11 protein-coding genes are annotated in these 14441 nt (G+C 65.5%); 8 read left to right on the forward strand and 3 right to left on the reverse strand.

The features are described 5' to 3' along the window. Positions 1–3 precede the first annotated feature (3 nt). Positions 4–1362, forward strand: coding sequence for an ATP-binding protein (locus tag BM430_RS28070; protein ID WP_093570550.1), 1359 nt, complete (start codon positions 4–6; stop codon positions 1360–1362). On the opposite strand, the gene BM430_RS28075 is transcribed toward BM430_RS28070, so the two are convergent. After that, entirely contained in the window at positions 1329–1967 is a 639-nt protein-coding gene (locus BM430_RS28075; RefSeq protein WP_093570528.1) for a DUF1007 family protein, read from the reverse strand. The two genes, BM430_RS28070 and BM430_RS28075, sit on opposite strands and share 34 nt — an antisense overlap. A 370-nt stretch (positions 1968–2337) precedes the next feature. On the opposite strand from BM430_RS28075, the gene BM430_RS28080 reads away from it, so the two are divergent. Continuing rightward, positions 2338–4749 (forward strand): heavy metal translocating P-type ATPase, encoded by a 2412-nt coding sequence (locus tag BM430_RS28080; protein ID WP_093570529.1) that lies wholly within the window; start codon positions 2338–2340, stop codon positions 4747–4749. Positions 4750–4992: 243 nt separating this feature from the next. On the opposite strand, the gene BM430_RS28085 is transcribed toward BM430_RS28080, so the two are convergent. Continuing rightward, on the reverse strand, positions 4993–5787 hold the full coding sequence (locus tag BM430_RS28085; RefSeq protein ID WP_093570530.1) for an FCD domain-containing protein: 795 nt from the start codon (positions 5785–5787) through the stop codon (positions 4993–4995). Positions 5788–6066: 279 nt separating this feature from the next. Here BM430_RS28085 and BM430_RS28090 point away from each other — a divergent pair, with 279 nt between their 5' ends. After that, positions 6067–7218 carry an alpha-hydroxy acid oxidase gene (locus BM430_RS28090; protein ID WP_093570531.1) on the forward strand — a complete coding sequence of 384 codons (1152 nt, stop codon included), beginning with the start codon at positions 6067–6069 and terminating at the stop codon, positions 7216–7218. A 39-nt stretch (positions 7219–7257) separates the two neighbouring features. Here the strand turns inward: BM430_RS28090 and BM430_RS28095 are convergent, their stop codons facing one another. Next, complete coding sequence (locus tag BM430_RS28095) at positions 7258–8346, reverse strand: mandelate racemase/muconate lactonizing enzyme family protein (protein ID WP_093570532.1); 1089 nt, start codon at positions 8344–8346, stop codon at positions 7258–7260. Between the two features lie 316 nt (positions 8347–8662). On the opposite strand from BM430_RS28095, the gene BM430_RS28100 reads away from it, so the two are divergent. From BM430_RS28100 to BM430_RS34275, 5 genes are all read left to right on the forward strand, one after another. Further along, entirely contained in the window at positions 8663–10042 is a 1380-nt protein-coding gene (locus BM430_RS28100) for an ABC transporter substrate-binding protein (RefSeq protein WP_093570533.1), read from the forward strand. Between the two features lie 360 nt (positions 10043–10402). Beyond that, the gene (locus BM430_RS28105) at positions 10403–11272 is read left to right on the forward strand and encodes a carbohydrate ABC transporter permease (protein ID WP_093570534.1); all 870 of its coding nucleotides are present in this window, start codon (positions 10403–10405) and stop codon (positions 11270–11272) included. Beyond that, positions 11269–12174, forward strand: coding sequence for a carbohydrate ABC transporter permease (locus tag BM430_RS28110; RefSeq protein ID WP_244539692.1), 906 nt, complete (start codon positions 11269–11271; stop codon positions 12172–12174). Before BM430_RS28105 ends, BM430_RS28110 begins: the two co-directional genes overlap by 4 nt. A gap of 321 nt (positions 12175–12495) precedes the next feature. Beyond that, a complete protein-coding gene (locus BM430_RS28115) occupies positions 12496–13239 on the forward strand; it encodes an ATP-binding protein (RefSeq protein ID WP_177303193.1) in 744 nt (247 codons plus the stop codon). Beyond that, positions 13217–14419, forward strand: coding sequence for a hypothetical protein (locus tag BM430_RS34275; RefSeq protein WP_143132148.1), 1203 nt, complete (start codon positions 13217–13219; stop codon positions 14417–14419). The genes BM430_RS28115 and BM430_RS34275 overlap by 23 nt, the downstream gene beginning before the upstream one ends. The last annotated feature ends 22 nt before the right edge of the window (positions 14420–14441 follow it).

Genomic DNA, 14441 nt, shown 5'->3' on the forward strand with positions numbered 1-14441 from the left:
ACGATGCCGCCGTTCCTGCCCGGCGCCTCCGGCGCCCTCACCTCCGCCCGGCGGGCGGCCTGGCGGGGGGCGCTCGTCGCCGTGCTGGTGTTCTTCGCCATCCATGCCTGGCACCACGGGCTCGACCTCGGCACCGGGCTCGCCGGCCTCCTCGCGTTGCTGGCCGGCGGCCTCGCGGCCGCGCCGCGCCGGGGCGAGCCGGTGGCGCGCGCCGAGGCTAGCCCGGGCCGGGGCCGCCACGGCCTCGCCGAGGCTTTGCTCGCCAACATTCCCGATCCCGTCATCCTGATCGACCGCCGCGCCCTGGTGATCGAATCGAACGCCGCCGCCCGGGCGCTCCTGCCGTCCTTGCGGCCCCGCCACCCGCTCTCCTTCGCGCTTCGCGACCCCGACGTGCTCGACGGCATCGAGACGGTGTTGCGCACCGGCGAGTCCCTGAAGACGGTCTACTCGCCCCGGGTGCCGACCGAGCGCACCTTCGAGGTCCAGATCGGCGCCATGCAGGGCGGCGAGGCCGGGCGGGCCGGTCCGAACCTGGTCCTGTTCCTGCGCGACCTCACCTCCGCCCAACGCCTGGAGACGATGCGGGTCGATTTCGTCGCCAATGCCAGCCACGAGCTGCGCACGCCGCTCGCCTCGCTGCTCGGCTTCATCGAGACCCTGCAGGGCCCGGCCCGGGACGACGCCAAGGCGCGCGAGCGTTTCCTCGGCATCATGCGGGTCCAGGCCCTGCGCATGACCCGGCTGATCGACGACCTCCTGTCGCTCTCGCGCATCGAGCTGCGCGCCCACGTGCCGCCGACGCAAGCCGTCGATGTCGCTCCGCTCGCGCGCCAGATCGCCGACGCGCTCGGGCTGATCGCCCGCGAGCGCGGCGTCGCCATCGCGCTCGACGCCGCGCCGGGGCCGCACCGCGTGCTGGGCGACCGGGACGAGATCCTGCGGGTGATCGAGAACCTGGTCGAGAACGCCGTCAAGTACGGCGGCGAGGGCGGCCGGGTCGAGTTGCGGCTCGCGACCCTGCCGGCGGAGGACGGACGGCCGCCGCAGGTCGAGATCGCGGTGCGCGACGAGGGCCCGGGCATCGCCCCCGAGCACCTGCCGCGCCTGACCGAGCGGTTCTACCGGGTCGACGCCGCGTCGAGCCGCCAGCAGGGCGGCACGGGCCTGGGCCTCGCCATCGTCAAGCACATCCTCAACCGTCATCGCGGCCGGCTGGTGATCGAGAGCACGCCGGGGGAGGGGGCGACCTTCCGCGCCGTGATCCCCGCCCTGCTTCCTGCTCAGCTTCCGGCGCATGGCGAGATCCGGAGGGAGGCGGGCCCCGATCAGGGGCAGGCGACGAGCAGGCGCCCGGTATAGTCGACGGCGGCCGCCGCCGCGGCGCCCGGCGTGCCGGTGGCCTCGCCGTCGGGGATCAGCTGCTCACCCTCCTTCGCCTGCTGGGGCGGCCGGGTGAACTTGAGCACGCAATCCGATCCGCCCGACAGCCGGACGGCCTCGCCGGGCGGGAAGCCGAAGGCGACGTAGAAATCCGGATCGTCGAAGCTCATCACCAGATTGCGCACCGGGCCGGCGGGCCCTTGCGGCACCAGGGTGAAGTCGATGGTGAGCCGCCCGCCGGAGAAGCTCGCCTTCGGGGCGGGCCCGCCCTTCAGCGCCAGGGGGCGCCCGTTGAGCTTTCCTTGCGTGAAATACGCGGTCTCGGCCATCGCCTCCAGGCGCTCGGCCGCCATCGCGTCGAGCTTGGGCTGATCGGGCACGCCGTCGCGCTTCGAATCGAGGTTCAGCACCGCGAAGGCGGAATATTCCGGATCGAAGGTCCAGGATTCGCGGACCGCCACGAGGTTGCGCTTCGGGTCGAGCACCAGCTCGGCCCGGGCCTGCACCCAGACATGCGGATGCGCCAGCGCCGCCCCCGCCCCGCCGCACAGCATCGCCACCGCCGCCACAACCCGCCCGATCATCGCCCGCTCCCGCTTCGCCGTGCCCGCGAGACCTTTCGAGAACAGGATGAAGCGCGGGATCCCCCCTCTCCCGTGTGGGAGAGGGGCCGGGGGTGAGGGTGGCGCGCTTCCGTGTAAAGCGCTGAGCGTGGTGCTGGCAGCGTGACGGTTCAGATCTATCCTGAAGCGCGCCACCCTCACCCCTACCCCTCTCCCACACGGGAGAGGGGATCCCGCGCTCGATCGTGTCCCGGGGGTTTCCCGAGGCAGCCCGTCGCGCTCTGGGGCTTGAGCGCGGCGAAACCATGTTCGGGGCGCAATGGCCGACGGCGATCTTCGCCATGTCGTTCCGCCGCGGCCGACCCCACATTCCACTGCGGGAGACCGCACCATGACCGCACCCGCCCGCCGCCTCACCCTGCCCGTCGAGGGCATGACCTGCGCCTCCTGCACCGGCCGGGTCGAACGGGTGCTGAGCCGCGTGCCGGGCGTGCGGGCGGTCGCCGTCAACCTCGCCACCGGCCGCGCCACCCTCGACCTCGCCCCCGACAACGACCCGGCGGCGCTCACCGAGGCGGTCGAGGGCGCCGGCTACGCCGTGCCGGAGGCGGTGAGCGAACTCGCCGTCGAGGGCATGACCTGCGCGTCCTGCACCGGCCGCGTCGAGCGGGTGCTGAAAGCCGTGCCCGGCGTGCGCGAGGCGAGCGCCAACCTCGCCACCGGCCGGGTCACCGTGCGCCACCCCGCCGGCCTCGTGCCGTTCGACACGCTCGAAGCCGCCGTGCGGGACGCCGGCTACGAGCCCCGCCCGGTGCCGGCGGAGATGGCGGCCCCCGAACAACCTCGCGAGGCCGAGGCGCTGACCCGCGACCTGATCCTCGCCGCCCTGCTCTCGCTCCCCGTGGTGGTGCTCGACATGGGGGGCCACCTCGCCGGCCACGGCCTACTCCCAGGCGCCTGGAGCGCCGGCATCCAGGCTGTGTTCGCCACCCTCGTCCTCGTCGGGCCCGGCCGGCGCTTCTTCGCCCGCGGCCTGCCCGGTCTGGTGCGCGGCCATCCGGACATGAACGCGCTGGTGGCGCTCGGCGCCGGCGCCGCCTACCTGTTCTCCCTCGTCGCGACGCTGGCCCCCGGCCTCCTGCCGGCGGGGGCGGCGCACGTCTATTTCGAGGCCTCGGTCCTCATCGTCACCCTGATCCTCCTCGGCCGCAGCCTGGAGGCGCGGGCGCGGGGCCGCACCGGGGCGGCGGTCGCCCGCCTCGTCGGCCTCGCGCCGAAGATCGCTGTGCGCCTGCGCGACGGCGTCGAGACCGAGGTGCCGGCGGCCGAGCTCGCGGTCGGCGACCGCGTCCGCGTCCGCCCCGGCGAGCGCCTGCCGGCGGACGGCCGGGTGGTCGAGGGCCGCTCGCGCATCGACGAGAGCATGCTCACCGGCGAGCCGGTGCCGGTGGCCAAGGGGCCGGGCGATCCCGTCACCGGCGGCACCGTCAACGGCACCGGCGCGCTCACGATCGCGGTCGAGCGGGTCGGGGCCGACACGGCGCTCGCCCAGATCGTCCGCATGGTCGAGGCGGCGCAGGGCGCGAAGCTCCCGATCCAGGCCCTCGCCGACCGGGTCACCGCCCGCTTCGTCCCGGCGGTGCTGGCCCTCTCCCTCGCCACGTTCCTGGCCTGGCTCGCCTTGGCGCCGGCCCCCGCCCTCGGCGAGGCCCTGGTCCACGCCGTCGCGGTGCTGATCATCGCCTGCCCCTGCGCCATGGGCCTCGCCACCCCGACCTCGATCATGGTCGGCACCGGCCGGGCGGCGGAGCGCGGCATCCTGTTCCGCAGCGGGCAGGCGCTCCAGGCCCTGGAAGGCGTGCGCGTCGTCGCCTTCGACAAGACCGGCACCCTGACCGAGGGCCGACCACACCTCACCGATCTGATCCCCGCCCCCGGCTTCGACGCCGACGACGTGCTGGCCGCCGCCGCCGCCCTCGAATCCCGCTCCGAGCATCCGGTCGCCCGCGCGATCGTGGCCGCCGCCGCGGCGAAGGGCTTGAATCTGCCGCCGGTGAGCGAGGTCGCGGCGGTGCCGGGCCACGGCATCGCCGGCCGGGTCGGCGACCGTGCGGTCGCGGTCGGCAATGCCCGCCACCTCACCGGCCTCGACCTCTCGGGGCTGGCGCCCCACGCCGAGCACCTGAAGGCCCAAGGCCGCTCGCCGCTCTACGTCGCCCTCGACGGCGTGCCGGCGGCCGTGATGGCGGTGTCGGACCCGATCAAGCCCGGGGCCGCCGAGGCCGTGCGGTCGCTCAAAGGCCAGGGCCTCGCGGTGGCGCTGGTCACCGGCGACGCGAGGGGCACCGCCGAGGGCGTTGCCCGGACCCTCGGCATCGCCACCGTGCTCGCCGAGGTGCTGCCCCAGGACAAGCGCGACGCCGTCCGGGCCCTGCGCGAGGGGCACGGCCCGGTCGCCTTCGTCGGCGACGGCATCAACGACGCCCCGGCGCTCGCCGAAGCCGATGTCGGCCTGGCGCTCGGCACCGGCACCGACGTGGCCGTGGAGAGCGCCGACGTGGTGCTGATGGCGGGCGATCCCGCCACCGTCGCCGAGGGTTTGAGGCTGTCGCGGGCGGTGATGCGCAACATCCGCCAGAACCTGTTCTGGGCCTTCGCCTACAACGTGGCGCTGATCCCGGTGGCGGCGGGGGGCCTGCGGGCGCTCGGCGGGCCCTCCCTGTCGCCGGTGCTGGCGGCGGGCGCGATGGCTCTGTCGAGCGTGTTCGTCCTCGGCAACGCCCTGCGGCTGCGGCGGGCGTGAGAGTCTGTTCAGAGTCGATTGACCGAATTCAGACCCTCGATGTCATCCCGGGGCCGCGAAAGCGGAACCCGGGATCCATAACCGCTGACGCTTGAGGACGAAGCGGAACGCGATCCGCTTGGTCTTGCAGCCTCAGCGGTTATGGATCCCGGGTTCTCGACTTCGTCGAGCCCCGGGATGACCCAGAGGGAGATTGATCGATTGCCAGATCGACAGACGTCGTCTGTCGTCCGGTCCTGAAGCTCACCGCTCCTCGGCCCCCACCGCCTTTCGCCGCACCGCGACGCTCCCCCCGTTCAACCGCCGCAACGACACCTGGAGCCGGGCCTCCGCCGCCTTGATCTCGGTGAGCGCCTGATGGGTGTAGTGGATATGCTCCTCGGCGGACTCGCCCGCCGCCTCGACGTCGCCCGCCATCACGCTGTCGTAGATCGCCCGGTGCTGGGTGCGCAGGCGGTCGCGGGTTTCCGGGCGGGCAAAGAGCTTCTCGCGGTTCTCGATCACCCCTTGGCGCAGCATCCCCGACAGGGCCCGCATCGTGTGCAGAACCACGAGGTTGTGGCTCGCCTCGTAGACCGCGACGTGGAGGTCGACGTCGGCCTCGGCCTCCTCCTGGTGCACGCCCTCCTCATGGGCGCGGTCGATCCGCGCCATGCAGGCGGTGAGCCGGTCGCGGTCGACGGCGTTCGCCCGGGCGGCGGCGAGCCGCGCCGCCATCCGCTCCGTCGTCGCGCGGAACTCGAGGTAATCGTCCACCACTTCGGCATGGGAGGCGATGAGGGCGATCAGCGGGTCGGTGATCTCGCGGCCGAGGGGCGCCACCGCGCGCCCGTTCCCTGAGGCGACGAGCAGACCCTCCTCCTCCAGGATCTTCATGCCCTGCCGCAGGGTGGGGCGCGAGACGTTCAGGCGCTGCGCCAGGTCGCGCTCCGGCAGCAGCAGGTCGCCGGGGCTGAGCGAGCCTTCGAGGATTAGGTCCTTGAGGTGGCGGGCCGTGCCCTCGGCGACACTGCCGCCCTTGATCGGATCCTGCTCCATCCCGCGCATTCCTCCCCATCCGCGCCGTAGGCCGGACTGTAATGCGGGCAAACGCGTTTTCCAATTGACCGTCGCGGTAAAATTATTTTACCACACCTCCGCCTCCTAGAGCGAAGATCGAAATCCCGTGGCCCGACAGAGCGGGAGCGGCCCGCCCGACCCTGCACCACCCGTCACCGCGCCGGTGCACCGATTGCCATGCCGATCAGGGGCCGTCCGCCCCCAGCCCACCGTCCGCCCCCGCGCCCGCGGGACATAAGCCCCGATCCGAGAGCCCCGATGCGCCTCACCGACTGCCATAGCTTCCACGATTTCCGCCGCATGGCGAAACGCCGCCTGCCCGGCCCGATCTTCGACTACATCGACGGCGGCGCCGACGACGAGACCACGCTCCGTCGCAACACCGCCGCCTTCGAGGCCTGCGACCTCGTTCCCAGCGTCCTGCGCGGCGTCAGCGAGGTCGACCTGTCGGTGACGGTGATGGGCCAGCGCCTCGCGCTCCCGATCTATTGCTCGCCCACCGCCCTGCAGCGGCTGTTCCACCACGACGGCGAGCGGGCGGTGGCGGCGGCGGCGGGCCAGTTCGGCACGATGTTCGGCGTCTCCTCCCTCGGTACGGTCAGCCTGGAGGAGGCGCGCCGGATCAGCAGCGGGCCGCAGGTCTACCAGTTCTACTTCCACAAGGACCGCGGCCTGAACCGCGAGATGATGGCCCGCGCCAAGCAGGCCGGCATCGAGGTGATGATGCTGACCGTCGACAGCATCACCGGCGGCAACCGCGAGCGCGACAAGCGCACCGGCTTCGCGATTCCCTTCCGGCTGACCCTCGCCGGCATGGCGCAGTTCGCCCTGAAGCCCGCCTGGGGCATCAACTACGTCACCCACGAGCGCTTCCGCCTGCCGCAGCTCGAGAACCACATCGCCATGGATGGCGGCGCCCTCTCGATCAGCCGCTACTTCACCGAGATGCTCGACCCGGCCATGACCTGGGACGACGTCGCCGCGATGGTGCGCGACTGGGGCGGCCAGTTCTGCCTCAAGGGCGTGATGTCGGTGGAGGATGCCAAGCGCGCGGTCGCGATCGGCTGCACCGGCATCGTGCTGTCGAACCACGGCGGGCGCCAGCTCGACGGCTCGCGCTCCGCCTTCGACCAGCTCGCCGAGATCGTCGACGCCGTCGGCGACAAGATCGACGTGATCATGGACGGTGGGGTGCAGCGCGGCACCCACGTGCTCAAGGCGCTGGCGCTCGGCGCCAAGGCGGTGGGCTTAGGCCGCTACTACCTCTTCCCCCTCGCGGCCGCCGGCCGGCCCGGCGTCGAGCGGGCGCTCGGGCTGATGCGGGCCGAGATCGAGCGCGACATGAAGCTGATGGGTTGTACCGCGATCGACCAGCTCAGCCGCGAGAGCCTGCGCTTCACCCGCGGGTGATCCGACGCCGCGGGCCTGCCAGCCCGCGGCGCGAATTCGTCAGGCGCGGATGGCGTCGAGCCCCTTCCAGTCGAAGGCGATGCCGTGGCCCGGCCGGTCCGGCGCCACCGCGAAGCCCTCCGTGATCGCCAGCGGCTCGGCGATGTAGGCGTCGAGCCCGAAGCCGTGCGCCTCCAGGTAGGAGCGGTTGGGGGCGGCTGCGAGCAGGTGCACCGTCACGTCGTGCGCCCCGTGCGAGGTGACCGGCAGGTTGAAGGCCTCCGCCAGGTGGGCGATCTTCATGAACGGGGTCACGCCGCCGCAATTCGTCACGTCCGGCTCCGGATAGGTGACGCCGCCCGAAGCGATCAGCTGCTTGAAGTCCCACAATGAGCGCAGGTTCTCGCCCGCGGCGATCGGCAATCCGCCCTCGCGCACGACGCGAGCCTGGCCGGCGACGTCGTCGGGAATGACCGGCTCCTCCAGCCAGTACGGCTCGAAGGGCTGGAGGGCGCGGGCCGCCCGGATCGCCTCGTCGGCGCTCCAGCGCATGTTGGCGTCGACCATCAGGGGAAAGCCGTCGCCGAGATGCTCGCGCATCGCCCGCACCCGCTCGACATCCTCGGAGAGGCGCGGGCGCCCGACCTTCATCTTGATCGCGCGAAAGCCCTTCCTCAGGTTGTCGTCGGTCTGGCGGAGCAATTGATCGAGCGGAAGCTGAAGGTCGATGCCGCCGGCGTAGACCGGCACCTTGGGATCGTGGCCGCCGAGCAGGGTCCAGAGCGGCTGGCCGAGGCGCTTCGCCTTCAAGTCCCACAGCGCCATGTCGATCGCGGACTGCGCCAGCACCGCCGCGCCGCCGCGGCCGCCGTAATGCTGGCCCCACCAGATCCGCTGCCACAGCTGCTCGATCCGGTCGGCCTCCTGCCCGACGATCTGCTCAGGGATGTCGCGCCGCAGGATCGCGTCGATCGCCGCACCGTTGCGGCCGCAGGTATAGGTGTAGCCGATGCCCTCCGCGCCGTCCGCGTCGCGTAAGCGCACGGTGTTGAGCTCGAAGGCCGGCATGTCGCCGTGCATGCTGTCGCTGAGGGTCACGGCCAGCGTCACGCGGTAGTAGCCGGCCTCCAGCGAAACGACGCGGGGCATGGCGCTCCTCCCTTTTGTCACGGCTCGTCGGCCGCTTATCGACACGTTCGTGTCTCGTCGCGCGCCCTGTATGGGATCCAACCGGTGGATGGTCAAGACAGGAACGCGGAGTGATGTTGAAGACGAGGACGTGATTATTATGAGATGATTTTTTCGATTTGCGCGCCGGCTGTCAGAGGCTGGCCCCGTGGCGCACAATATGATCTCGCTTGACTCATACCATGTGTTGATTGTCGCCGAATTGCTTCAGGCGCCGTCCCGTGCTGATATGCCGGGAGACCGCCCGACCAACGGGGCGCAGGGGAGGAACGGTTCGATGAAGCGGGTGATCGCGGGAGCGTTGTCGCTGGGCGGCCTGATAATGGCAGCGCTGCCGGCCGTGGCGCAGGACAACAAGACGCTCACCGTCTGGTTCAGCAAGGGCTTCTACCGGTCCGAGGACGAGTCGCTCTGGGCGACGATCAAGAAGTTCGAGCAGAAGACCGGGATCAAGGTCGAGCTGTCGCAATACGCGATCCAGGACATGATCCCGAAGACCGTGGCGGCGCTCGATTCCGGCTCGCCGCCCGATGTCGGCTATTCCGACACCTACAACAACCAGGCCGCCGGCAAGTGGGCTTATGAGGGCAAGCTCGAGGATCTCACCGACATCCTCCAGCCGATGATGGGGCGCTTCGCGCCGCAGACGGTCGAGCACGTGCTGCTCATGAACGGGCAGACCAACAAGAAGGCCTATTACGGCTTCCCGCTCAAGCGCCAGACGCTCCACACCGAGATCTGGGGCGACATGCTGGAGAAGGCCGGCTTCAAGCAGTCCGACATCCCGGGCCAATGGTCGGATTACTGGGCGTTCTGGTGCGACAAGGTCCAGCCCGGCTATCGCAAGGCCTCGGGCACCCGCACCTACGGCATCGGCGCGCCGATGGGCGTGGAATCGACCGACAGCTTCCAGTCCTTCTACGCCTTCATGGACGCCTACGACGCCAAGCTCGTCGACAAGGACGGCAAGCTGACCGTCGACGACCCGAAGACCCGCGAGGGCGTGGTCAAGGCGCTGAAGGACTACACCGACCCCTACGTCAAGGGCTGCGTGCCGCCCTCGGCCACGACCTGGAAGGACCCCGACAACAACGTCGCCTTCCACAACCGCACCACGGTGATGACGCACAACTTCACCATCTCGATCGCCGCGAAGTGGTACGAGGACAGCGTCAACCCGAACAACACGCCCGAGCAGCGCGAGGCCTCGAAGAAGGCCTACGAGGAGACGATCATCACCGCGCCGTTCCCGGCCCGGCCGGACGGCAAGCCGATGACCTACCGCGCCGACGTCAAGCAGGGCGTGGTCTTCTCGGGCGCCAAGAACAAGGCGGCGGCCAAGGAGTTCGTGAAGTTCATCATGGAGGAGGACAACCTCCGTCCCTACGTCGAGGGCGCGATCGGCCGCTGGTTCCCGGTCACGAAAGCGTCGATCGAGAGCCCGTTCTGGCAGGCCGACAAGCACCGCAAGGCGGTCTACAACCAGTTCAAGTCCGGTACCGAGCCGTTCGACTACGTGAAGAACTACAAGTTCACGCTGGTCAACAACGAGAACGTGTTCGCCAAAGCGATGAACCGGGTGGTGAGCGAGAAGATCCCGGTCGAGAAGGCGGCGGACGAGATGCTGGCCCGCATCAAGCAGATCGCCGGGCAGTAACGAAGACACGGCTGTCCGGGGAAGGATGAGGCGCAAGTCCCCCCTCTCCCGAGTGGGAGAGGGGCCGGGGGTGAGGGTGACACGCTTCAGTGTGAAGCTCTGAGTGTCGTGCTGGCAGCTCGACGGTCCGAGTTTTCTGCGGAAGCGTAGCACCCTCACCCCTACCCCTCTCCCACACGGGAGAGGGGATCCCGCGCTTCATCCTGCAACGGAACGTCTTCGGACAGCCCCGCGGAATACAAGGAGAGGCATCCATGCCTCGCTCCACCCCATCCCGAGCGGGGTCCGGTCACGATGTGGCCGGGGCCCGCTCTCGGTTTTCACGCAACCCCCACCCCGGCCTCGTCAGGGAGCCAGTCCATGTCCGCAACGGTCGCTGAGTCAGCACCGGTCGCCGCGGCTCAGCCCTTCCGCCTGACCTCCTGGCAGGCCTGGGGGCTGATCCTGATCGCGCCCTACCTGCTCATCTTTCTGTTCTTCGTCATCTACCCGATCGGCTACGGCCTGTGGCTCGCCCGCAGCCCCGCGAGCTACGTGCATCTGGCGGAGGACCCAATCTTCGCCCGCGCGGTCGTCAACACGCTGGTGTTCCTGATCGTCGGCATCAACGTGAAGATGGCGATCGCGCTCCTCTTGTCGGGCTTCTTCACCAACGAGCGGAAGTGGATCCGCTGGCTGTCGGTGCTGTTCATCCTGCCCTGGGCGGTGCCGTCGATCCCGACGATCCTGTCGGTCCGGTTCATGCTCAACCCCGAATGGGGCGTGGTGAACTCGCTGATCTTCCGCTTCACCGGCGAGGACGGCCCGAACTGGCTCAACGACCCGTGGCTGGCGCTGACCCTCGCCATCGGCGTCCATATCTGGAAGTCGCTGCCGTTCTGGACGCTGATCCTGCTCGCCGGCCGGCTCGCCATCTCGGCCGACATGTACGAGGCGGCCTCGGTCGACGGCGCCACCAAGTGGCAGAAGTTTTTGCACGTCACATGGCCGTCGATGCGGACGCTCTACGTGACCTGCACCATCCTGTCGATGATCTGGACGCTGGGCGACTTCAACTCGGTCTACCTGCTCACCGGCGGCGGTCCCGCCGACCTCACCCACGTGCTCGCGACCCTCGGCATCCGGTACCTGCGCCTCGATCAGGTCGACGCCTCGATGGCGGCGGTGGTCTGCGCGATGCCCTTCGTGCTGCCGCTGGTCTACGTGCTGATGAAGAGGCTCTCGAAATGAGCACGACCCTGACAGCCCGCGCCGCTCCGTCCGCCGAGGAGCGCTCCGCCGCCCGCACCAACTGGCTGCGCGCGGCCGGCACGGAGGCGAAGCTCCTCCTCATCGGCATCCCGGTCCTGCTCTGGACCGTGATCCCGATCTACCACCTCGTCCTGTTCGCGATCTCGCCGAAGCAGGACGCGATGTCGGGGGCGCTGTTTCCGGCCCACCCGACGCTGCAGAACTTCAAGATCGTCTTCGGGCAGCAGCACTACTTCCTGTCGAATTTCTGGCAGCAATTCTGGAACTCGGCGGTCATCGCCTTCGCGACCGGCGTGCTGACGCTGTTCGTCGCCACCGCGGCGGCCTTCGCGATCAGCCGCCTGAAGGTGAAGGGCGGCCGGACCGTGATGAACATGGCGCTGTTCACCTACTTCATCCCGGCCGCGTTCCTGGCCGTGCCGATGTACAAGACGATGGGCGCCTACGGGCTGCTGAACAGCAAGTGGGCGCTGATCCTCGCGATGGTGACGATCGCCAGCCCCTACGCGATCTGGGTGCTGAAGCAGGCCTCCGACAAGCTGCCGGTGGAACTCGACGAAGCCGCGATCATGGACGGCGCCTCGCCGCCCCAGCTCTTCCGCTTCGTCTACCTGCCGCTGATGGTCCCGTCGCTGGTCGCGATCGGCGTCTACGCGCTGCTGCTCGCCTGGAACGAGTACCTGTTCGCCTTCCTGCTCCTCTCCCGCGACACCGACGTGACCCTGCCGGTGGCCTTGGGAAGCTTCCTGGCGGCGGATGACTCACCGTGGGAGCTGCTGATGACCACCGGGTTGATCTACGCGATGCCGCCAGCCGCGATCTATTATGTGTTCAAGCGGTATATGGTGGGTGGATTGACGGCGGGGGCTGTGAAGAGCTGACCACTGTTGTGTGATCATATAATAATCTTGAGCTGATCATGGACAGAAAAGTTCATGATCGGCATTTTATTTTGTATATTGCCCATAATATCTATTTTCGGTAATTTATAGCATGAGCTACATTGTAAAGATTTTATTCGAGCGCGATTCCTTACAGATAGCATCGTAAATTTCTAATATCTGCTGATTTTGGCAATATAGAAAAGTCGCTGTTGCTGAGCGTCATTTTATTTAACGCTGCTGCAATGAAATATGAAAAATGTCGATTCGACATCAGTGGGTAGAACGGCTAGGATAAAATGTAGGAATTATGGCGATTCGGTGCATACTGGAGCCTTGATCAAAATGTCGCATGCGGGCTTTGTTGAGGCATGGGATCCGCTCGAGCCTTCCGCGGGGATCGATTTAGGACTCGTCATTGCCGCAAAAAAGAGGGAGATTGCCAACATTCTCCGTAGTTATACTGGTTATTATGACCTGTTTTCAGAGCTGATACAGAATGCTCTAGATGCTGTGGAGAGGAGACTCGAAGAAGATGAGGCAGGATATGCTCCTCGTATTTGGATCGAAATAGACCTCGGAAAACACGAAGTTCGCGTGACCGACAACGGTTGCGGAATGAGTTTGGAGCAATTTAGACAGTTTCTAAGTCCAAGTTTTTCATTCAAAAATGGACAATCAACCAGGGGCAGCAAGGGAGTCGGGGCAACATATTTAGGTTATGGATTTAACAGTTTGCATGTCAGCAGCCGTCAACCAGAGGGTGTATTTTCAGGAAAGTTCGAAAACGGACGAAATTGGATTGAAGATAGATTAGGTACGATTGCGAGGCCGAAAATTGTGCCAGCTTTGCAGATCGATGGGCAGTTTTCAGACTTAGATCGAGGTACTGCCGTAGCTGTCATGCTCAATGGCGCAAATATACGGCCGAAAAATCTTTCTTGGTATCAAGCTGTTTCCGCAACGCAATGGCTGGCGTTGTTGCGGATATTTACGCCTCTTGGCGGCTTATATATTGATGGATCTAGTGCGCCGTGGAAATATGATCGAACTTATGAAAGATGAAAATAGAAGATTTGCCCAAAGATCTGATTTAACAAAAGTCCCGCCGAAATTCAAAGGCCTTAACGGACTGTGGGGTAGGTGGTCAGCAGAAGAGCTTTTAGGCAAAGATAATAGTCTTTGTCCGATAAGACTGCAGTTAGACGTGTCAGAACGTGATTTGGCTGAAAAATCTGGATTATCAATATATATTTATATGGCATTCTCAACGGATCTTTGGGATGCTTTAAACGATAAAAACCTAGAATTGAGAAAGGGGTCTCGTGTTCTCAGAGGTGGGCTTCAGCTAGCTACCCGACACATGCCGCAGGGTATGTCATTAACTATCCCCATGACAAATAATGTCGGGTTTCAAAACTTAGCGCATGTTATAATTCATTTTGAAGAAGCGGAGCCCGATTTGGGTCGCAAAGGTTTTCAGCCGGAGTTCGTGCATTTGGCTGAAAAAGTATCGGTTTCTGCAGTGACCGCTTTTCGCAAGCGCTACAATCTACTACGAAAGCCTGGGGTCGCCTCTATTTTTAATGATGAGATAAAAGTTGATCAATGGATCAAGATGCAAGAAGAGCATGAAAAGAAATGTAGTCTGATTATTTCTGGGCCAGGACTGTTTCTTCCAACGGAGGAATTGCCAATTCGATCCGAACCGCTAGTTGAACAAGATGTGGTGGCTTTGTTTAATCAGATGCTTTCTTCAGGTGTCATACGTGGTGTACAGCTCATTGCAAGTAGTCAATACAATCAATACGATGGACTCTATAGAATAAGAATGGACCCTCCATTTGAAAAATTCGTTCGAAATGATATTAATCCGCTCGGCATCGATTCAAATCATTTATCGGGCGATGAACCATACGTGAGCAAAGTAAAAGTTCTCGAATACAAATATAACTTAGACGGGTTGGTTGAGGAATTGCAATCAGGCGTAAAAAATGTAAATGACATAGGGCTTGCCGTAGCATGGAATATAGGTAAGAAATGGCGAGAAATGTTTGATGTTACAAGTCTTTTGGACGAAGATACGGTGCATCATAGGAAGATACATGGAACAACACATTCCTTTACACATTCGGTATCTGGATTATACGCTTTTGAAGCTATCATACTTCATGATTTGGTGCGATATTTGCAAGACCCACATGCGGAAATGGAAAGGCAGAGAGAATTATTGCTAGAAGAATAGATTTTATATATTGTATTTCAAT

Origin of the sequence: Methylobacterium sp. 174MFSha1.1 (genome assembly GCF_900116815.1) — a bacterium.
Taxonomy (GTDB): Bacteria; Pseudomonadota; Alphaproteobacteria; order Rhizobiales; family Beijerinckiaceae; genus Methylobacterium.